This window comes from Tenuifilum sp. (assembly GCF_037481895.1).
Taxonomy (GTDB): Bacteria; Bacteroidota; Bacteroidia; order Bacteroidales; family Tenuifilaceae; genus Tenuifilum; species Tenuifilum osseticum.
Genome location: NZ_JBBFKU010000013.1, coordinates 1 through 18,812 on the forward strand (window position 1 = coordinate 1; position 18,812 = coordinate 18,812).

An 18,812-nucleotide genomic window follows, 5' to 3' on the forward strand; every position below is an offset into this window, starting at 1 on the left:
CACATCAGTAGTAATGGGTGCTTATGCCCAAGTGACAGGTTGGGCAATGTCGAGAAGTGGGCATTACTTACCAAATGCCTTAAATGAATTTCTGAATGCAGACGAAGCAGATGCTTTCCTTGTAGCTTATTGCCTTGCTGACAACGCTAATAGATTTGTAGTTACACAAGAAGTAAGCGAACCCAACAGACAGAACAAAGTAAAAATACCAGATGCTTGTATTGCTTTGAATGTTTCGTATGTAAACACCATTGAAATGTTCAGACAATTAGGTGAAACATTTTAGCCCCGCAATAGTCAAAAGTATGTATGCCCTGTTGTCGAGAAATTGCACTGAGCATATAACCCATTAAATCGACTCACTGTATCCAATAAAAAAACATTTTTCTACCAACCATCACCCAATCCGCTTACGCTTACATTTCAGAGGTATGCGTAAAATACTCATTAAATGCATCAGGAATTGCGGGTTTGCTTTTAAATATTCCGAACACTGTAGAGCCACTGCCTGACATGGATGCGTAAACCGCTCCCATGCTGTAAAGTTCTTCCTTTACCCTTTCAATTAACGGATACTTTGGGAAAACGGTTTTCTCAAAATCGTTAACTAATCTGTTTGGCCAATCGTTTACTGGTAGGTTAACAATGTTGCCTATGGGGTTTTCCCAAGGTTTGGGGTTGCTACCCTCATAGGCCTCCCTGGTGCTTACATGGATACCCGGATTAACCAGCAAAATCCAGTAACCAGTTAGGTTAATGCTTATGGGCTCAAGCTGCTCGCCGCGGCCCCTGCCAATAGCGGGCGTGTTATGCACAAAGAACGGGCAATCGCTACCAAGCTCCAAAGCCAACGATAAAAGGTTTTCAGGGTTAAGCGGCTTGTCCAGAAAGGTATTCAAGGCTCTCAAAGCAAATGCGGCATCGGCCGAGCCGCCACCCAAACCCGCACCAATGGGTATGAGCTTATGCAGGTGCATCCTCACATGGGGCATTCCGTAACGCTGCGCAAGAAGGCGGTAAGCCTTAACACACAGGTTGTTCTCGGTATCGCAATCAATGCCAATTCCGGTTTGGGTGAATTCAATGGTGTTCCCCTCGCCATCGGTTGCCACTACCTCAAGAATATCGCATAATCCCTTTACAGGGTAAAACAGAGTTTCAATATCGTGATAGCCATCGGGGCGCTTACGCACTATGTTTAAACCCAGATTAACCTTGGCATTTGGAAACAGAATCATTGTTTTAGCATAATTTAGGTCACAAAGTTAATACTTAGGCAATGTAATCAACGTTACATTTAGAGCTAAAGTGAAATATGGTTTTACTTTTTGGAACAGCAATCCGAAAAGTCGCTTTAAAAATAATGGTTACCTTTGCAAGGTAAGACAAAAAATGATGAAACAATGAAGTTGAATAGCCTTACACTCTCAATCGGTTTAATTCTAATTGGTAATCAGCTGTCAAATGCCCAGCAATACAGCTTTGGAGTATTTGCTGACCCGCAACTATCGTGGTTCAACTCCGATACCAAACGTTACGATCCCAACGGCCCTGTTGTGGGCTTAAACATTGGCTTTACAGCCGATAAATTCTTTGCCAAACGGTACGCCTTTTCCTCAGGACTCTCGGTTAACGCCCTTGGCGGGAATATCAGGCTTATGCAATCCACCTATACCCTGAAAACTATCGATAGCACCTACAACATCGCCATTGGCGACAATATCAAATTCAAATCGCAATACCTTACGCTGCCCATTGGCTTTAAGTTTCGGACAAACCAGATTGGCTATACCACATACTTTGCCAATGTTGGCGTTAGCGGAAGCCTCAGAATAAGAAGCTACGCATGGAACGAAACCAACCATGTTGACCGTGAAACCACCAAAACCGATATGGCATGGGGGTTTGCCTCATACCAAATAGGAATTGGAGGTGAATACTCACTCGGCGGCGAGAGCGCCATTCTGTTTGGCATAACCTGGTGCGATGGTTTAACCAGAATTATCGAACTGCCTAACTCAACCATTACATCGCAAAGCCTATCGTTGAAGGTTGGTATAATTTTTTAACTCTGGATAATACAAAATGAAAGTAGCGCTTGCACAGCTGAACTACACCATTGGTCACTTTGACAGTAATGCCGATAAAATAATTGCATCGATAAACCGGGCTAAAGCCGACGGTGCAAGGTTAGTTGTATTCTCGGAGCTATCGGTGTGTGGATATCCACCCCACGATTTGCTCACCCACAAGCATTTTGTGGATAAGAGCATAGCTACCGTAAACCAGATTGCACAGCAATGCAATGGAATTTATGCTATAGTTGGGGTCCCCAGCATCAATACTGATACTACGGGAAAGCTGCTTTTTAACTCCGCATACCTTTTGGGCGAGGGAAAAGTGCTGGATGTTTACCACAAAACACTACTTCCTGATTACGATATTTTTGATGAGTATCGCTACTTTGAGCCCAACCCCGGCAACTACCGGGTTGCCGAAATTGATGGAATAAAAATAGCCATAACCATATGCGAGGATATTTGGGATGACCAGCCCACCACTACAGCTTTTTCCAGAAGCAAGCTTTACCGCGATGCGCCCATGAATCACCTGGTAAAGTTGAACCCCGATATGGTGATAAACATATCGGCTTCGCCATTCAGCTACAACGTTGAGGAGCGCAGGTTACAGGTTTTCCAAAGCAATGTGGCAAGGTATTCCAAGCCCGTAATATATGTAAACCAGGTTGGAGGTAATGCCGATCTGCTTTTCGATGGTGGCTCCATGGTAGTGAACGCCGGGGGCGATATCATAGTAAAGCTGAAAAGCTTTGAGGAAGATTTTAGGGTGATTGACACTAACGTATTGGAGCGCAACCAATCCATACCCCCTGAAATATCGGCAACTTCAGAACAACGGATTGAGCGTATTCACAATGCCTTGGTTATGGGCATTAGGGATTACTTCGGTAAGTTAGGGTTTACAAAGGCCACCCTTGGGCTTTCAGGCGGTATCGACTCGGCAGTTGTGTTAGCCCTTGCTGCACAGGCTCTTGATGTTAACAACATCCGTGTTCTGCTGATGCCATCGCAGTACTCATCGCGGCACTCCATTGACGATGCTGTGGCGCTTGCGCAAAAACTTGGCGTGCAATACGACATAGTTTCCATACAGCCCATTTTTGAGTCGTTTAAAAGCCAGCTAAGCTCTATTTTTGAGGGTAAACCCGAGGATATCACCGAGGAGAATATACAGGCAAGGGTTCGGGGAACCCTGTTAATGGCCATCTCCAACAAGTTTGGTCATTTACTGCTGAACACCAGCAATAAGAGCGAGGCTGCCGTGGGTTACGGTACGCTTTACGGCGATATGTGCGGTGCGCTTAGCGTTTTAGGCGATGTTTACAAAACCGATGTTTACAGGCTGGCCAACTACATTAACCGCAACGATGAAATAATCCCTATAAACACCATTCAAAAACCGCCATCGGCAGAGCTCCGACCCAACCAGAAGGATTCCGACTCGCTCCCACCCTACGAAATACTTGACCCCATTCTTTTTGCATACATTGAGCAAGGCCTCTCCGCCGAAGAAATTGTAGGTTTAGGCTTTCCCAGCGATACGGTAAACCGTACCCTAAGGCTTGTTAACATGAATGAGTATAAGCGCTACCAGTCGCCACCAATACTTAGGGTTTCATCAAAGGCATTTGGCTATGGACGAAAAATGCCCTTGGTTACTAAATGGAGCTAAATAGCCCGTAAATATTAAAAAACACAACCATCCATGCTAAAATTATGTTAATTTTATGTTTGAAAGCATAAAATGACGTATTTTTGAAAAAAAAATGTCCAGAAATTCCTACAACATCGATATTGAAAGCGTATTTGAAGGGGTGTGCGGACTTTTCCCTAACCTAAAACCAGAGGAAAGGGAGATAATGCGCAATAATATCACCTGTCAGTATTTCCGCAAGGGTGAGATAATATACAAGGAAGGCGATACCCCACAGGGTTTGGTATGCCTCTCAAAGGGGAAAGTAAAGCTTTACAAGGAGGGAGTTGGCGGTCGCGACCAGATTGTTCGCATGGCCAAGCCTATCGGTTTTATAGGATACAGGGCATTATTTGCTGAGGAGAACTACTCCGCTACAGCCGAAGCTCTTGAGGATTCCGTGGTGTGCATCATTGAAAAGAATGCCTTTATGGGGATTCTCCGGAACAACGCAGAACTTACGCTAAATATTCTCAAATCGGTTGCCACCGAGCTGGGATTCTCCACCAACCGCACCGTAACCCTAACCCAAAAGCATATCCGTGGACGATTGGCTGAATCGCTCATATTCCTGCGCGATACCTACGGGCTTGAGGACGACGGTAAAACCATCAAGGTTTACCTATCGCGCGAGGATTTGGCAAACCTCTCCAACATGACTACCTCAAATGCAATCAGAACCCTTTCGGGCTTTGCCGAGGAAGGTGTAATTGAACTTGACGGTCGCAGGATAAAAATCCTTGACCATCACAGGTTGGAACGCATTAGCGAATTGGGGTAGGCTACTCCTGAAAGTAAACCCGTTTCACGCGCTGCGAAATTGAGGTGAGAACCTCGTACGGAATAGTTCCCATGGCCTTTGCCATGTCGGTTATGGTGGGTTTATTCCCAAAAACAATTACCTCGTCGCCCTCCTTAACCTCAACCCCGTTTGCATTGAGGGTACACGTATCCATGCTAATATTGCCGATGGTTGGCACCAAGTTACCGTTCAGCATCATGCTGTAATTGCCATTACCCAGCATACGCGATAAGCCATCGGCATAACCAACCGGAATGGTTACAACCGTTGTAGGCGTATCAACTATTCCCTTTCGGCTATATCCTACTGTGTCGCCGGGTTTGATTTGCTTCACCTGAATCACCTTGCTCCTTAGCGTACTAATGGGCATTAACTTATCGCCATGCGTAGGACTTATGCCGTATAGGCCAATTCCTAAGCGAACCATTTCGAACTGAGCCTCGGGGTAACGCTCTATACCGCCAGTGTTCAAAATATGTCGTATGGGTTGATACCCTAACACATCACTTAACACGTTACAAGCCTTGTGGAAGGTTTCAATCTGGTGAATTGTAAATTGATCGTGATGTGGCTCATCGCTGGCTGCCAAATGGGAAAATATGCTTTTTACCCTAACTGAATTGGTTGATTTTAGTATGGCTATAAGCTCATCCAACTGGTCGGGAGTAAAACCCAGCCTATGCATTCCGCTATCAATCTTAATATGAATACCGTACGAGCTTACCCCAACCCTGTTCAAAACGTTGATAAACTCCTTTAAGCCTGTAATGTTATAGATTTCAGGCTCAAGGTTAAACTCAACCATCAACTCATAAGTCCCAAACGATGGGTTAAGCACCACAATAGGCAACGAAATACCAGCCTCCCTGAGCGATACACCCTCGTCGGTGTAGGCCACACCAAGATAGTCGACACGTTGGAATTGCAGTAGGTTGGCTATTTCGTAGGAGCCACTGCCGTACGAAAAAGCTTTCACCATAGCCATCACTTTAACCCCGGGGTTCAGCAAGCTGCGGTAGTAGTTCAGGTTATGGGCAATTGCATTCAGGTTAATTTCGAGTGTGGTTCGGTGAACCTTTCGTTCAAGCGCTGCACTAATCTGCTCAAAGTGGAACTTTCGGCTACCCTTAACCAGTATAGCGGCATCGCGAATCTCCTTACGCTTTAGATCGAGCAAAAACTCATGTGTGCTGCTGTAAAACTCGGCCTCAATCTCAAAGGCATAGTCGTACCGGCTAATTTCAGGCCCAATGCCTATGAGTAGATCAACCCCTTTATCCTCGAGCATTTGGGCAACCTTTGAGTAAAGCTGTTCAGGCGCATAGCCACTTTCCAGAATATCGGAAAGTATTACCACATGCCGTTCGTGCTGCTTTTGCTGCATCAAAAAGTCAATGGCAATGGCTAACGACCCCAAATCGGAATTGTAGGAGTCGTTAATGACTGAACAATCGTTTATACCTTCCTTTAATTCAAGCCTCATTGCAACGGGTTGCAGGCGCTGTAAGCGCGTATCGATATCCTGTAAGCTATAACCTAATAGCAGCATGGTAGCCACGCAGTGCATGGCATTCTCAAACGAGGCAGCATCGGTAAATGGAATCGTTATTGTGTGCTCGTGATTGTTATAGTGAACATGAACTAGTGTCTTCCCAGCTTCGCGCTTTACGCTCATTATTTGAACCTTCGACTCCTTATTTTGTCCCCAGGTAAGCAGCTGGTTATCGGCAAGCAAAGTGTTATCCTGAACAACAGCATCAATTACAGCGTGATCCTTGCAGTAAATAAGCGTTTTAACTTCGCGGAACAGCTTCAGCTTCTCGTTAACCTTTTCATCAATATCATCGAAATTCTCCTGATGGGGCATGCCGATGTTGGTGAAAATACCAATAGTGGGGTCAATTATGGGCTGAAGTTTAACCATCTCACCCGGTTTGGATATACCCGCCTCAAAAATTGCTAAATCGAAATGGTTATCCATTTGGAGAACCGACAGGGGAACACCAACCTGTGAGTTATAGCTCCGCGGGCTGCGCACAATTTGGTATTCCGAGAAAAGAAGCTGGTTGAGCCACTCCTTAACTATGGTCTTTCCGTTGCTTCCGGTAATACCAATTACCGGGTAAACGAATCGGTTGCGGTGGTAGGCCGCAAGTTTTTGTAGGGCCTGGAGGGTATCGTCAACCTCAACAAACGTAGCATTCGGGTAATTTGTGTAGTCAACCTCACCCTTTTCAACAAGGTATGCCTTTATGTTTCGAATATTATAAAGTTCACCGATAAACTCGTGTCCGTTGTGATTTGGGCCAACCAGCGCAATAAACATGGAGCCGTTTCCCGATACAGGCACTCTACTATCGGTAATAACGTTTCTGATAGTAAAACCCGAATCACCAATTACTTGACCCTGAACAATTTCAGTAAGCTGTATAGCAGTTAGGTTAATCATCAATGTTTAAAATTGATTGGTGCAATATAATTCAACAAAATTACAAAATCTATTTTTTGTTTCTAAAAGCAAGGTAGAAAGCCATCCAAAGTAAAAAAAGTATTCCCGGGATTATGGCTTTTCGGTCAGTATATAAAGCCCCGAAGCTAAAAACCATGCAATCGGTGGGGTTATTGGGACTGTAAACCACCTTCAACATAGTACCTTTGGGGTACTCAAAATTTTCAGGGCCGTAAAACTGAACTGATTTGCCTTCAAGCGTAGTGAAAACTATTACAGGATACTTATCGGGGCCAAATGCCGATATTCCTAATGTTTTTTCATACTCCACTCCAACAACCTCACCGGTAGTGTACTCCCCAAAAATCAACAAACGGTATTGTGTGGTTATAGGCAGAGTAATTATCATCAAAGTAACAAACCAAAAAAGTTTTGGCGATATGCGATGCGATATGTCAACCTGGGTTTTCATCGATGTAGATGATAAAAAATCCTCTACCTACTTGGCCTAAGGATATTCAAACCCAACTGCTCGGAGTAATAAACCAGTGCCTCATTTGCCTTTTCAGGGCTTTGAACTCGTTGAATATCGGCAAGAGGGTTCCCTTGTTTATCAACAATCACAATACGGTAATCGCTATCAGCAATATCGAACGACCTATTACTTGAGCTGTATGTCCTCCATGCCCTATTCAACCTTTTAACACTCAAACCCATTGAGCTATCAACGCTTTGCCATTTCCCAATAGGAATTATTCCAAAAAGCAACAATGCGTTCCGAAACCTTTTATTTCCAAAATCAACCTGAGCAGCAAAAGAGGTAAAACCAATGAATAGTCCAATGATAATCAAAACTATTGCCAGGAAGGAGTTAAAAAGTTGAATAACTCCCACCAAAGCAATAAAATGCCCAGCAATGGATCCAACTGGCCCTAGCAATTTCCCCAACCTGTTAATTTTTTGCATGATGCTGATGTTATACATCGGGTCGAAAAAGCCTACTTTCTATTCTTACGGGTTACCTCGTTGTAGCATAGCCTGCATAGCGGCTCATAGATGTCGGTCTCGCCCAGTAGAACCAACTTGTCGGCATCGGTTTTACGATGTGAGTATTGGGCAAGGTCGCCACACTTAACACAAATGGCATGTACTTTAGTAACGTACTCTGCAATGGCCAAAAGGTTTGGCATTGGGCCAAAAGGTTTACCACGAAAATCCATGTCGAGCCCAGCCACAATCACCCTTATCCCCATATCGGCAAGCTGGCTACAAACATTGGGTAAATTCATATCAAAAAACTGCGCCTCATCTATTCCCACCACATCGACATTCTGTGCCAGAATAAGAATGTTCCCCGACGATGAAACCGGGGTAGAAAGTATTGAATTGGCATCGTGCGAAACAACCTCCTGCTCAGAGTATCGGGTGTCAATCATAGGCTTGAAAATCTCGACCCTCTGCTTGGCATACTTGGCTCGCTTAAGCCTACGAATCAGTTCTTCGGTTTTGCCCGAAAACATTGAGCCGGCAATAACCTCGATATATCCCTTACGTTTCCCACTAACGGGGTTTTCAAGAAAAGGCATTGGTTCAGAAATAAATATTTTGAGTTAGTTTTACAGACAAATGTAATAAAACTTATTTTTGAAATGCGAACAAAAAACAATTTGCAATGCAATACCTAAAGAATGCACGGAATCAACTAGTTGAAGCGGTTGCCATGATCGATAAGGCACTTACAGCCGGAAAACTACCTTCCATTGAACGCGATATACTACTTGCCAAGCTGGCCTCAATATATGAAGACCTTCTGCTTGATAGGCAACAAGTTGCTTCCAGAACCCATGAGAAACCACAAGTAGTTCCGTCCGGAAAAATGGTTGAACCACATGAGAAAACTATAGCAAGCATACCTGAAACTAAAAAAACAACAGTAGTTGAGGAGAGCGCAGAACCTTCCAGCATTCCGACAGCTAAGCAGGAACCAAACCCTGTAAAGGCTGACATAAGTCCATCCCCAAAACCCACTCCGGCTTCCACACAGCAATCACACGAGGAAAGTTCAGCCATACTTGCCGATAAGTACCAGGGTAAGCGCAAGTTCCGCAACGAGGTAATAGCCGAGCAACACCAAAAGGTTGACATGCAGAGCAAACTGCAGAATAAACCCATAACCGACCTTGCCAAGGCAATTGGCATTAACGATAAGTTCCTATTCATCAAGGAACTTTTTGGCGGCGATTCCGACCTTTACAACCAAACCATTAAACACCTCAACCAGCTTACTGATTTAAATGAGGCCATTATTTACCTCCAGGAGAATTTTAGCTGGGACCCAACCAATGAGGTTACCACTTTATTTGTTGACTTGGTTCGAAGAAAACTATCGTAATAACTTTGCTTCATGTCAAAACTCTTTATAGTTCCCACTCCAATAGGCAACCTTGCCGACATTACCTTGCGAGCGCTCGATGTGCTAAAAACCGTAAACCTTATTCTTGCCGAGGATACACGCACCAGTAGCAACCTGCTCAAGCATTACGGAATTGCTACTCCACTTAAATCGCACCATAAATTCAACGAACACCAAACGGTTGATTACCTTGCAAGCCGAATAGAGGCAGGTGAATCGGTAGCCCTAATATCCGATGCAGGCACGCCCGGCATATCGGATCCCGGTTTTCTGCTGGTTCGCACTTGTGTTGAGCGGGGTATTGAGGTGGAGTGCCTACCCGGAGCAACAGCCCTTATTCCTGCACTTGTGCAGAGTGGATTCCCCTGTGACAGATTCATATTTGAAGGATTTCTCCCCCAAAAAAAAGGACGCAATAAAAGGCTTGAAGCACTAAAGGACGAGGAACGAACCATAATACTTTACGAATCGCCATTCCGTATTGTTAAACTGCTTGAGCAGATGCTCCCCATTTTTGGAGCCGATAGGCAGGTGTGCATTGCGCGCGAGCTTACCAAATTGCATGAGGAGAACTTTCGCGGATCACTTGCCCAAGCCAAGGAGCATTTCAGCTCCAAATCTCCCAAAGGGGAATTTGTAGTTGTGGTGAAGGGGAAAACGAATAACGAAAAGGAAGAAGATTGAAACGGAGCAATAAAAAACAAGTGCACTAATACAACATCTAAATAATTTTCAAGCTAAAACCAATACACGTTTCAATTTAGTTCATAAAATCAATTCAACATTAATCTATTCGGCTTCGTAAAGTAAACCCGCCAACGGTTAACTGGTTTCAAAATTATCAATATGAAAACTATACAAAATAATTGCACGCATCAGTCGATGCGCGCAATTAGTGCTACATTATTAAAGAACAATCACTTTTCAGTTTTCTTCAAAAAGAAATACCAAATAAGATATGGCAAATGAAGCGAGAAGTTAACTATACCCCACCAAAATACAACGTTTTGGCTTGCAAATGCCGACGAATCCATGATTGGCGTAAAAATATCATATGTAGCTCTAATAAGAATGTGAATGGCTAAGGTATATACGCGGGCTTGAACATATAATTCGGGTCTGCGTTTAATTACAGGATAAAGTTCAGCTGCTAATAGGATGCAAAGCGAACTTGCTGCGTATCCGGGATTTTCAGCATAAACAAAAGCAATATTCCAGCTGGTATATAGGAAGTTCCATATAGCATCGGTGTAAGCAATTAAGTCGCCAGGTTTCTCCTCGGAAATCTTCCATCCATACCGTTTACCCTTTCCTGATTTTACAAGCGGTATCGTTACAATAAGTATTAATCCCGATAGGCCATTGAACCAATTGCCCATTTCAAAATCCTTCAAAGAGGCTTCCAGTATGTTAAGCCCAAGAATAGCATACAGAAACCATAACACCCAATCCTTTCGAAAGATTGTCCACCATCCATCGCGTTTTTCGTATTGGGCAATGCGGGCAAAGCCAACCACAAAGGCTGTAGGCAATAAAACCGAAAGTGTTTTTGCCCAACGGAACCAACCCTCAAGGTTGTTAAACCAAAGAGGAAAAGTAAAAAGCGATAATACCCAGAATACAGCTGCAAACCTGTAATTCGTTCGCATAAACTCCACTGCCAGCATTAACAGTACAATGTAAAGTGGCATCGAAACCAAATACTGCCAAAATGGTATTGCCATAAACATCAAAATTTAAGTTTTACAATCATGCTTTAATCATATTCCAGCTCATTTCAAAGGCTTTATTAATCCTATCTTCATCAAGAATATAAACGTTACCTACATGCTCATCGGCTAACTCCCTGAGAAATCCAAGCATCCCCAGAAAAATCATTTCATTATCCAAATCGCTCCTCACGAGACCTAATTCCTTACCCTTTTGAATGATATCATGTATTGGCTTTTTCATCTGCTCTGCCATTTGTTTATGGCTATCGTTAATATATGACGATTTATAGTACTGTTCAAGGAAGTGGCTCTCCTTGTAATGATTTATGCGATGCTTAAGGTAATTGACCCAAACCAGTTTAAGACTCTCTCTAAATGAGTTATTGGGATTGTAGTGCTCCAAAAACCTATCGACACTCTCTTTGTAAAGTTTAAAGTAAAGTTGATTGAGTAAATCATCCTTATGCTTAAAGTAAAGATAGATGGTACCCACAGCTATTTTTGCCTGTTTGGCCACCCTTCCCATTGAAAAGTTCACAAAACCATGATTTATAAGTACATCAAGGCTTGCCTCAAAGATTACTTCCGGTTTGGCTTCGTCCTTTTTTCTCATGTGGCAATATTAATGAATTGTCATTCATTTTACAAAAAACACAAAAAAATAATGATATTACACTGAATTCTAAACCGTTAAAAAAATAGATTATATGCTTTAGATTTCAATGTAAAAAAAAACAAATGCAGCCCCCCCTAAGTACTAAACAAACAGTTTAGCATACTACTCAAAGCCAGGAATAATTAGCGATACCTTTACCGATAGCGAGTGGAATTGCTTACCCTCAAACGATCCAAAAACACCAATACCCCCCACAACGCCTATCTGGCTTAAAAAGTAGCCAATCTCATAGTAAGGCTTATAGCCTGCTGTTTTAAGGAAAGTCAACTGCAAGTTTTCCAGCCAAATTCTATTGCTCAGGAATGGCAAATACTTTAAAGCAAGGTACGGCGATTGGTAACTCAGAAAAGCTTGCGCATAGCACTCCGATGTGCTCCTGCGGTAGTAACTGATATTCTGGTAACCCTCGCTAAAAGAGGGAATTACCACCGAAACCCGCATGGTGTTGAAATGCTTAAAATCCACAAAGTAAAGGCTCCCCTTGCTTGCAAAATCACCGTAGATAAATTTATAGGAAATTCGATTACTTGGACCGGTTCTGATTATTTGATTAACCATGGCTTCCCATCTGAGATAATCGGAATTTGAATTAAGTAAATTGGGTAAAGCCTTATGAACCTGAAAGGTAATGGTAGGCCAGCGGGAGTAAAGCATTTGCTTACGACCATTGCGAATTCGGTAATGGTAAAACGGAGTGTAGCGCACCCGAATGGAACCCTCAAGCGAACTATGAGTTGATAGGTTCTGGGGTGTGGCATCCTCGTTAGCAGGAACATTTGGGGTGTACCATCGCAGGTTCTGCTGGTAAACAATAAAATCGGTATTATTTTGCAGCTCAACCCTGCGCGCAAACGAAACCGAGGTGTAAACCTCAAATCCGTTTAATGGGTCAATCCGGTTCGAAAGCGACACATATCGGTTTTCGTAAAGTTTCATGTAGTTTCGGCCAAACCAAAGCGAGGCCGAGGTATTGGTTAATGGACTAATACCCGCATCGCCATTGAAATCGTAACTTATCCAACCCATTCGGATGGATGCTAAACCCCTATTCATATTGGCATAGGAAAGCCGAAAATCGGTTTCACCCATGAGCGTTTTGCGGGCAGTTGCATAGTATGCCGATTGTTTGATATAAATTCCATTCCTGCTGTACTGCTTACGGTAGCTACCCGAAGCCCCTACTACAAAACCATCAACAGTGTTGAAGCGGAACTCATTTGGACCAGCAAAGCCCGAGAATAGAAATGTACGTTTTTAATTGGCGTTATACCAGGTGTGCCCCATGTAAAGGGTTTTAAGTACATTTGCCTTACCGGTACTATCGGCTGAAACGCTATCGGGCGACATCTGTAGCTTACTATCTATCTCCCTATTCACTTTGAACTCTTCGGCATTAAGCGCAACAGGCCTAACCTGCTGCCACGCCATGGTGTCGGGTTTGGTTGCAACCGAGTCGACTGTAATGGTTAGAGGGTTAGGCACCTCAAGCTTATTGGGAAGCGAATCGGATTGGCGTACTTGTTTTTGCATGAGCTTTTGCAGCTCATACATTTCACGATTTGTAAGATTATCCTTGGCTAGGAGTTGTTCCATGCGGGCATCTTCCCTTTGCTTTCGGGGCGAAGTATTTCTTTTGACCTGTGTATCCTCGGCAATTTGCTTTGTTTCTGATTCTTTTATATCAATCTTAACAGGTGGTTTTACTTTTGAATTTAGTTTTACATTCAGATACTTGATAGCCGTAACATACTGTATTCGGCCAACGTTGCCAAGGAAATTAGCATCAATAACAAAATACTGGCTAATGGGAAGCCAAGCATTACGCTCAACCTCCCCAAAGGTTTGTTTAATCCGAAATGGCCCCGCAAGCGACTGAACAGTAAAATCGATTTCATGTAGGTTCCAGTAGTCCTCCGCAACGTACATGTAGCCCTCAACCAGTTGCCTGCTTTTCCGTTTGGGAATAACCTTAACCTTAACCAGTGCGCGGTTATCCTGGAAGGCGTAACCCTCGTACTTAAACAGGTAATGGTTAAAAGCATAAGGTGCTAGGGGTAAAATGATTTCACCAACCTTAGGTTGGTATAGATTTGCCGAAACAAAACCCAGAATATTATCGGTGCTGTTTAACTCGCCCGGAAAATTGGAACGAATCATCTTTACCCTTTGATCAAATTTTTCGGGCGCTGTAAACCTAACGTTGTTGTAGGACTCTTGCAGGTAAAGCGAACCCTCCTTGGGCGGATTTGGGCTATCCTTTATGCTTCGCTTAACCAACCACGACAGCTTATCGACCTTGAAAGTCCCTTTAAGGTAAACCTCCGCCTCGTACTCACTAACCAGATTGCGGTAGTATGGCGCCATGGCAATTGCCTTGCGAACCACATCGTATGCAATATCTTCGCCCTTGCCTCCAACGGTCACGGGGGCAATCAGAAATGGCTTTACAGGCATGGTGATGTTTAGGGTTACCTCACCTACATCTACTTTAATCCGCCGCTCAACCGTTTCGTAACCAAGACTCCGAAAAACAAAGGAATACTCACCACTGGGAACCCTTAGCATGTAGTCTCCATCGGAGTTAGATGATGTCCCCTGCCTAAGTTCCTTGGAATATATCGATGCGTAAGGGATTGGCCTACCGGTATCGTCGGCAACTCGACCCTTAATAACCTGACCAAATGAAAATAATGGCATTACTACCGGTAGGATTAGGAATACTATTCGGAGTAACCATTTCTTCATTGCCTAAGCTTAGCTATTAGGATTATAGTTGATGACAAATATTTTTGAGCCCAGGAAACGCTCTATGCCATGCAACTTCCCGCGTTGGTCGAGGCTAACAAAAGTAATGGCTACGCCATCGGACTGGGCACGGGCAGTACGACCAATACGATGAACGTAATCTTCAGGATCGGATGGAACATCGTAGTTTACCACTAAATCGATATCCTCAATATCGATACCGCGCGCAACAATGTCGGTAGCCACCAGAACCTGAACCTTACGGTTACGAAAATTGCGCATCACCTCCTCGCGCTGTTTCTGCTCCAGGTCAGAGTGCATGGCAGCAACGCTTAACCCTTCCTTGTGTAGTTTACTTTCAATGCTTTTCACCTCGGCCTTGGTTGACGCAAAAACAATGGCACTCTGTACCACCTCCTTCTTGCTCAAAAGCGAGGCCAAAAGCGACAGCTTTTGCGAGGCTCCAACATGGTAAACCGCCTGTAAAATATTTTCAGCCGGCTTAGAAACAGCCAGGTTTATCTCAACTGGCTCAACAAGTATCGATTTTGCCAGTTTACGTATATTAGGGGGCATGGTTGCTGAAAACATCAGGGTTTGCCTTTGCTTGGGCAAATAGGCAATTATTGCCATGATATCGTCGTAAAAACCCATGTCGAGCATTCGATCGGCCTCATCGAGCACGAGGTGCTGAACGCCTTTAAGGTTAACGTAGCCCATTTGAATATGCTGCATCAATCGGCCAGGCGTGGCAACAATAATCTCTGCGCCATGCTCTAAAGCCTGTCGCTGCCTGTCCCAGTTAGAGCCATCGTTCCCGCCGTAAACGGCTATTGAACTAACCGGGGCAAAGTATGAAAACCCTTCAACCTGTTGGTCGATTTGCATGGCAAGCTCACGTGTAGGAACAATTACAAGCGTATTGACCGATGAAGCATCATGTTCTTCAGCTGACAAGAGGCTGAGGATAGGCAGCATAAAAGCTGCAGTTTTTCCAGTTCCTGTTTGTGCACAGGCTAGCAAATCGCGACCTTCCAAAATTACGGGTATGGCTTGCTCCTGAATAGGAGTAGGTTTTGTGTACCCCATGGCTTCGATACCTTCAAGTACCGCGGGGTTTAAATTAAATCTACTAAAACTCAAATCTTTATAAATTTTTCACAAATGTAGTAAAGTAATTGAACATGGCTATGTTGAGCTCACAAATACTGACAGGAGACAAATTTGAAACCCCTTGTTACAAATCATGATTAAACTTCACTTGAAATTCAGCCAAAATTTAATATCATTGCATGAAAATTACTACTTGTCTTATAATGGAAATTATCTATAATTTAAGCATTTACCAAAAAGTAATTGGTGTTGCCTTTTTAGTATTTGTACTTATACAGCTTTATTTCTACCTGGTTTTTTACCTACGGGTTATCCGTAGAAAATTTAATGATTTACCCGGAAACGATGAACAGTACCCACCACTATCGGTAGTAATATGCGCCCGCAACGAGGAGGAAAACCTTAAGCATTTCCTTCCCAAAGTCCTTGAGCAGGACTACCCTGACTACGAGGTGGTGGTAGTGAACGATTGTTCAAGCGATGATTCCGATCTGGTACTTGAGAGTTTACAAAAGAAATACCCTCGGCTGCGTGTAACAACCATCAAGGAAGACGAAAAGTTTACCCATACCAAAAAATTAGCACTTACGGTTGGCATAAAGGCAGCCAAAAACGAATGGTTGGTGCTGACTGATGCCGATTGCTTCCCAAAATCGAACAAGTGGCTACGCTACATGGCGTCGAACTTCACCAATGGCACAGAGGTGGTGCTAGGCTATGGCGGATATTTGGCCGAAAGGGGTTTACTCAATAAACTAGTTAGGCTCGATACGCTTTTCATCGCTTTAAACTACTTTGGATGGGCGTTAGCCCGTAGACCATACATGGGCGTAGGCCGTAACCTGGCCTACAAAAAATCGCTATTTTTCAAAAATAAAGGGTTTGCCAACCATGCGGGTATCAACTCCGGCGACGATGACCTTTTTGTGATGGAGGTTGCAACACCAAGCAATACGGCTGTTGAGTATCGCCCTGAGGCACATACTCTCTCAGTCCCTCGAAAAACTTATTCTACCTGGTTACGCCAAAAGCGCAGGCACCTATCAACAGCCAAATTCTACAGCAGCAACCTGAAAACCCGTTTAGGGCTTGAACCATTAAGCAGAATACTTGTTTACATTCTATTTGCGTTAACCCTAATTTTCAAAATTCTTCCTTTGATATCAACTGCTTTACTTTTGCTGGTAATAATTGTAAAACACACTATAGCTGCAATTGCAGCAAAAAGGCTTGAAGAAAAAAAGCTAATGCATATTGCATTTTGGTGGGATTTGTTTTCTCTCTATTTTTATGCTAAATTGCTAATCTTTAACACTCTTAACCGACGACAGCAGAAATGGTAATGATCCCGGAAAACCTTTCGGAGAAGGCGAAATACGACCTTGTGCTTGTGGATAAAGCAATTAAAGGCGACCAGAAAGCTTACGCTGAGCTTATGGATCGCTACCGGGATGCCATATACTACATGCTGCTGAAAATGGTTAACAACAAAAGCGATGCGGAGGATTTAACCCTTGAGGCTTTTGGCAAAGCCTTCAAGAACATACACCAGTATACACCGAATTTTGCATTTAGCACTTGGCTATTCAAAATTGCATCGAACAACTGTATCGACTTCATTCGCAAGCGCAAGGCCAACCTGATATCGATTGACCAAGGCCCAGAGGATGCCGAAGGCAACTCCATGTCGCCATCGTCCGTTATACCGGCATCGACACCTGATCCTGAGGAAAATCTAATTAAGGAACAGAACATACGCCTGATACAGGAAGTGGTTTCCAAGCTTAAACCCCGATACCGCAAGCTCATAGAGCTACGCTACTTTAAGGAGTACTCCTACGAAGAGATTGCCGAGGAGCTAAACCTTCCGTTAGGAACCGTAAAAGCTCAACTTTTCAGAGCCCGTGAACTGCTCTCAAACATACTGAGCAACCTTCCGCCACACCATAAATAATACATTTTGCCATGGAACAAATAGCACAATACTTTCCTGAGCTAACTCAAGCTCAACGCGATCAGTTTGCACAACTTGAGCCGCTTTACAGGTTATGGAACTCACAAATCAACGTTATCTCGCGTAAGGATATCGATAACCTGATGATTCACCATGTTCTGCATTCCTTGGCCATAGCAAAGGTTGTTCAGTTTGCCAAAGGCACAACCATTATGGATATTGGCACTGGTGGCGGTTTTCCGGGCATCCCCCTTGCCATCCTTTTCCCAAACTGTAAATTTACCCTGGTTGATTCCATTGCTAAAAAAACAAAGGTAACCTCCGAGGTAGCCAAAGCCGTTGGCTTACATAATGTGGAGGTAATCACCGCCCGCGCTGAGGATCTAAAACAGGTGTGGGATTTTGTTGTGAGCCGTGCAGTGGCTCCTGTTCCAAAGCTAATGGCCTGGATTGAAAAAAACATTCACCCCGGGGGCTTTAACAACCTGCCTAACGGCCTAATCTGTCTTAAAGGAGGCGACATAAAAGAGGAGCTAAAGCCCTACCACAAGTGGGCTACAAAATGGAATATTGACGATTTTTTTGAGGACGACTACTTCGTTGAAAAGTATGTGATACATATTGAGGTGTGAGGTAAAGGATAAAGGATAAAGGATAAAGGATAAAGGGTAAAGGATAAAGTGGGTTGATTCAAAATCTGGCCTAAATGGTGCAATATAAGTTTTGATGCTTTTAGCACATTGATTATCAGTAAAATGCATATTAAAGGATTGAGCATTATAGTAGTCGCCTATGTGTCAACTCAGCGGTTATTAAGTACCTAAACCAAACCCCTGGTTAAGGGATGTGCGGCTAACTATTTTTTGAATTTTTAACCAGGTGTTTTTTAATATTGAAAAATTGTTTTACCTTTGCGAACCCAAAATGGGTTTAAAAAAGCCATAGATTTGCTGGAAATAATAATTAGTAAAAGCATACAGAGATGAAAAGAACATTTCAGCCATCCATCAGGAAAAGAAGAAACAAACACGGATTCCGTGAACGTATGTCGACCCACAATGGCCGCAGGGTTCTGGCTGCCCGCCGTGCAAAGGGAAGAAAAAGACTGACTGTTTCCGATGAAATCTTCCGGAAATAATTACTAATCAATCATAACAGATAAAGGCGGGTAATT

General features: G+C 43.5%; 18 protein-coding genes and 1 pseudogene. 10 read left to right on the forward strand and 9 right to left on the reverse strand.

The features are described 5' to 3' along the window. Positions 1-286: DUF4411 family protein (locus tag WHS63_RS05360; RefSeq protein WP_445204220.1), on the forward strand; the 286-nt coding region annotated here is incomplete at its 5' end. 130 nt (positions 287-416) lie between these two features. Here WHS63_RS05360 and ispE read toward each other — a convergent pair. Further along, positions 417-1,238 (reverse strand): 4-(cytidine 5'-diphospho)-2-C-methyl-D-erythritol kinase, encoded by an 822-nt coding sequence (gene ispE / locus WHS63_RS05365; RefSeq protein ID WP_445204221.1) that lies wholly within the window; start codon positions 1,236-1,238, stop codon positions 417-419. A 165-nt stretch (positions 1,239-1,403) separates the two neighbouring features. Between ispE and WHS63_RS05370 the strand changes: the two genes are divergently transcribed. The 3 genes from WHS63_RS05370 to WHS63_RS05380 all read left to right on the forward strand — a co-directional run bounded on the left by WHS63_RS05370 (position 1,404) and on the right by WHS63_RS05380 (position 4,555). Further along, complete coding sequence (locus WHS63_RS05370; RefSeq protein ID WP_321586063.1) at positions 1,404-2,069, forward strand: outer membrane beta-barrel protein; 666 nt, start codon at positions 1,404-1,406, stop codon at positions 2,067-2,069. A 16-nt stretch (positions 2,070-2,085) separates the two neighbouring features. After that, positions 2,086-3,753: an NAD+ synthase gene (locus WHS63_RS05375; protein ID WP_445204222.1), complete on the forward strand. Its 1,668-nt coding sequence runs from the start codon at positions 2,086-2,088 to the stop codon at positions 3,751-3,753. 94 nt (positions 3,754-3,847) lie between these two features. Beyond that, entirely contained in the window at positions 3,848-4,555 is a 708-nt protein-coding gene (locus WHS63_RS05380; RefSeq protein WP_445204223.1) for a Crp/Fnr family transcriptional regulator, read from the forward strand. A gap of 1 nt (position 4,556) precedes the next feature. On the opposite strand, the gene WHS63_RS05385 is transcribed toward WHS63_RS05380, so the two are convergent. Genes WHS63_RS05385 through WHS63_RS05400 form a run of 4 tightly spaced genes read right to left on the reverse strand, consistent with a single transcriptional unit; the run spans position 4,557 to position 8,611 of the window. After that, positions 4,557-7,025 carry a bifunctional UDP-N-acetylmuramoyl-tripeptide:D-alanyl-D-alanine ligase/alanine racemase gene (locus WHS63_RS05385; protein ID WP_445204224.1) on the reverse strand — a complete coding sequence of 823 codons (2,469 nt, stop codon included), beginning with the start codon at positions 7,023-7,025 and terminating at the stop codon, positions 4,557-4,559. A 49-nt stretch (positions 7,026-7,074) separates the two neighbouring features. Then, positions 7,075-7,497 carry a DUF3592 domain-containing protein gene (locus WHS63_RS05390; protein WP_445204225.1) on the reverse strand — a complete coding sequence of 141 codons (423 nt, stop codon included), beginning with the start codon at positions 7,495-7,497 and terminating at the stop codon, positions 7,075-7,077. Between the two features lie 23 nt (positions 7,498-7,520). Beyond that, a complete protein-coding gene (locus tag WHS63_RS05395; RefSeq protein ID WP_445204226.1) occupies positions 7,521-7,991 on the reverse strand; it encodes a hypothetical protein in 471 nt (156 codons plus the stop codon). Between the two features lie 32 nt (positions 7,992-8,023). Continuing rightward, a complete protein-coding gene (locus WHS63_RS05400) occupies positions 8,024-8,611 on the reverse strand; it encodes a thymidine kinase (protein WP_445198152.1) in 588 nt (195 codons plus the stop codon). A gap of 86 nt (positions 8,612-8,697) precedes the next feature. On the opposite strand from WHS63_RS05400, the gene WHS63_RS05405 reads away from it, so the two are divergent. Together WHS63_RS05405 and rsmI are read left to right on the forward strand one after the other, a co-directional pair. Beyond that, entirely contained in the window at positions 8,698-9,417 is a 720-nt protein-coding gene (locus WHS63_RS05405; RefSeq protein WP_445198151.1) for a hypothetical protein, read from the forward strand. A 12-nt stretch (positions 9,418-9,429) separates the two neighbouring features. Further along, the gene (gene rsmI, locus WHS63_RS05410) at positions 9,430-10,122 is read left to right on the forward strand and encodes a 16S rRNA (cytidine(1402)-2'-O)-methyltransferase (RefSeq protein ID WP_445198150.1); all 693 of its coding nucleotides are present in this window, start codon (positions 9,430-9,432) and stop codon (positions 10,120-10,122) included. A 233-nt stretch (positions 10,123-10,355) separates the two neighbouring features. On the opposite strand, the gene WHS63_RS05415 is transcribed toward rsmI, so the two are convergent. The 4 genes and pseudogenes from WHS63_RS05415 to WHS63_RS05430 form a co-directional block, all read right to left on the reverse strand. Continuing rightward, a complete protein-coding gene (locus tag WHS63_RS05415; protein ID WP_445204227.1) occupies positions 10,356-11,162 on the reverse strand; it encodes a DUF5692 family protein in 807 nt (268 codons plus the stop codon). A 25-nt stretch (positions 11,163-11,187) separates the two neighbouring features. Further along, positions 11,188-11,763 (reverse strand): TetR/AcrR family transcriptional regulator, encoded by a 576-nt coding sequence (locus tag WHS63_RS05420; RefSeq protein ID WP_445198148.1) that lies wholly within the window; start codon positions 11,761-11,763, stop codon positions 11,188-11,190. 165 nt (positions 11,764-11,928) lie between these two features. Next, positions 11,929-14,571, reverse strand: a pseudogene (locus WHS63_RS05425) (DUF5686 family protein). 9 nt (positions 14,572-14,580) lie between these two features. Beyond that, on the reverse strand, positions 14,581-15,714 hold the full coding sequence (locus tag WHS63_RS05430) for a DEAD/DEAH box helicase (protein WP_445204228.1): 1,134 nt from the start codon (positions 15,712-15,714) through the stop codon (positions 14,581-14,583). 149 nt (positions 15,715-15,863) lie between these two features. Here WHS63_RS05430 and WHS63_RS05435 point away from each other — a divergent pair, with 149 nt between their 5' ends. The 4 genes from WHS63_RS05435 (at position 15,864) to rpmH (ending at position 18,776) form a co-directional block, all read left to right on the forward strand. Continuing rightward, complete coding sequence (locus tag WHS63_RS05435) at positions 15,864-17,027, forward strand: glycosyltransferase (RefSeq protein WP_445204229.1); 1,164 nt, start codon at positions 15,864-15,866, stop codon at positions 17,025-17,027. Next, complete coding sequence (locus WHS63_RS05440; RefSeq protein ID WP_445204230.1) at positions 17,021-17,638, forward strand: RNA polymerase sigma factor; 618 nt, start codon at positions 17,021-17,023, stop codon at positions 17,636-17,638. The genes WHS63_RS05435 and WHS63_RS05440 overlap by 7 nt, the downstream gene beginning before the upstream one ends. Before the next feature lie 11 nt (positions 17,639-17,649). After that, on the forward strand, positions 17,650-18,270 hold the full coding sequence (gene rsmG / locus WHS63_RS05445) for a 16S rRNA (guanine(527)-N(7))-methyltransferase RsmG (RefSeq protein WP_445204231.1): 621 nt from the start codon (positions 17,650-17,652) through the stop codon (positions 18,268-18,270). Positions 18,271-18,620: 350 nt separating this feature from the next. Beyond that, positions 18,621-18,776 (forward strand): 50S ribosomal protein L34, encoded by a 156-nt coding sequence (gene rpmH, locus WHS63_RS05450; RefSeq protein ID WP_369490258.1) that lies wholly within the window; start codon positions 18,621-18,623, stop codon positions 18,774-18,776. The last annotated feature ends 36 nt before the right edge of the window (positions 18,777-18,812 follow it).

Coding starts and splice junctions, on each gene's coding strand:
- ispE (WP_445204221.1), bottom strand. CDS start 1,238: ATGATTCTGTTTCCAAATGCCAAGGTTAATCTGGGTTTAAACATAGTG.
- WHS63_RS05440 (WP_445204230.1), top strand. CDS start 17,021: ATGGTAATGATCCCGGAAAACCTTTCGGAGAAGGCGAAATACGACCTT.
- WHS63_RS05415 (WP_445204227.1), bottom strand. CDS start 11,162: ATGGCAATACCATTTTGGCAGTATTTGGTTTCGATGCCACTTTACATT.
- WHS63_RS05385 (WP_445204224.1), bottom strand. CDS start 7,025: ATGATTAACCTAACTGCTATACAGCTTACTGAAATTGTTCAGGGTCAA.
- rsmG (WP_445204231.1), top strand. CDS start 17,650: ATGGAACAAATAGCACAATACTTTCCTGAGCTAACTCAAGCTCAACGC.
- rpmH (WP_369490258.1), top strand. CDS start 18,621: ATGAAAAGAACATTTCAGCCATCCATCAGGAAAAGAAGAAACAAACAC.
- WHS63_RS05390 (WP_445204225.1), bottom strand. CDS start 7,497: ATGAAAACCCAGGTTGACATATCGCATCGCATATCGCCAAAACTTTTT.
- WHS63_RS05405 (WP_445198151.1), top strand. CDS start 8,698: ATGCAATACCTAAAGAATGCACGGAATCAACTAGTTGAAGCGGTTGCC.
- rsmI (WP_445198150.1), top strand. CDS start 9,430: ATGTCAAAACTCTTTATAGTTCCCACTCCAATAGGCAACCTTGCCGAC.
- WHS63_RS05380 (WP_445204223.1), top strand. CDS start 3,848: ATGTCCAGAAATTCCTACAACATCGATATTGAAAGCGTATTTGAAGGG.
- WHS63_RS05370 (WP_321586063.1), top strand. CDS start 1,404: ATGAAGTTGAATAGCCTTACACTCTCAATCGGTTTAATTCTAATTGGT.
- WHS63_RS05435 (WP_445204229.1), top strand. CDS start 15,864: ATGAAAATTACTACTTGTCTTATAATGGAAATTATCTATAATTTAAGC.
- WHS63_RS05400 (WP_445198152.1), bottom strand. CDS start 8,611: ATGCCTTTTCTTGAAAACCCCGTTAGTGGGAAACGTAAGGGATATATC.
- WHS63_RS05420 (WP_445198148.1), bottom strand. CDS start 11,763: ATGAGAAAAAAGGACGAAGCCAAACCGGAAGTAATCTTTGAGGCAAGC.
- WHS63_RS05375 (WP_445204222.1), top strand. CDS start 2,086: ATGAAAGTAGCGCTTGCACAGCTGAACTACACCATTGGTCACTTTGAC.
- WHS63_RS05395 (WP_445204226.1), bottom strand. CDS start 7,991: ATGCAAAAAATTAACAGGTTGGGGAAATTGCTAGGGCCAGTTGGATCC.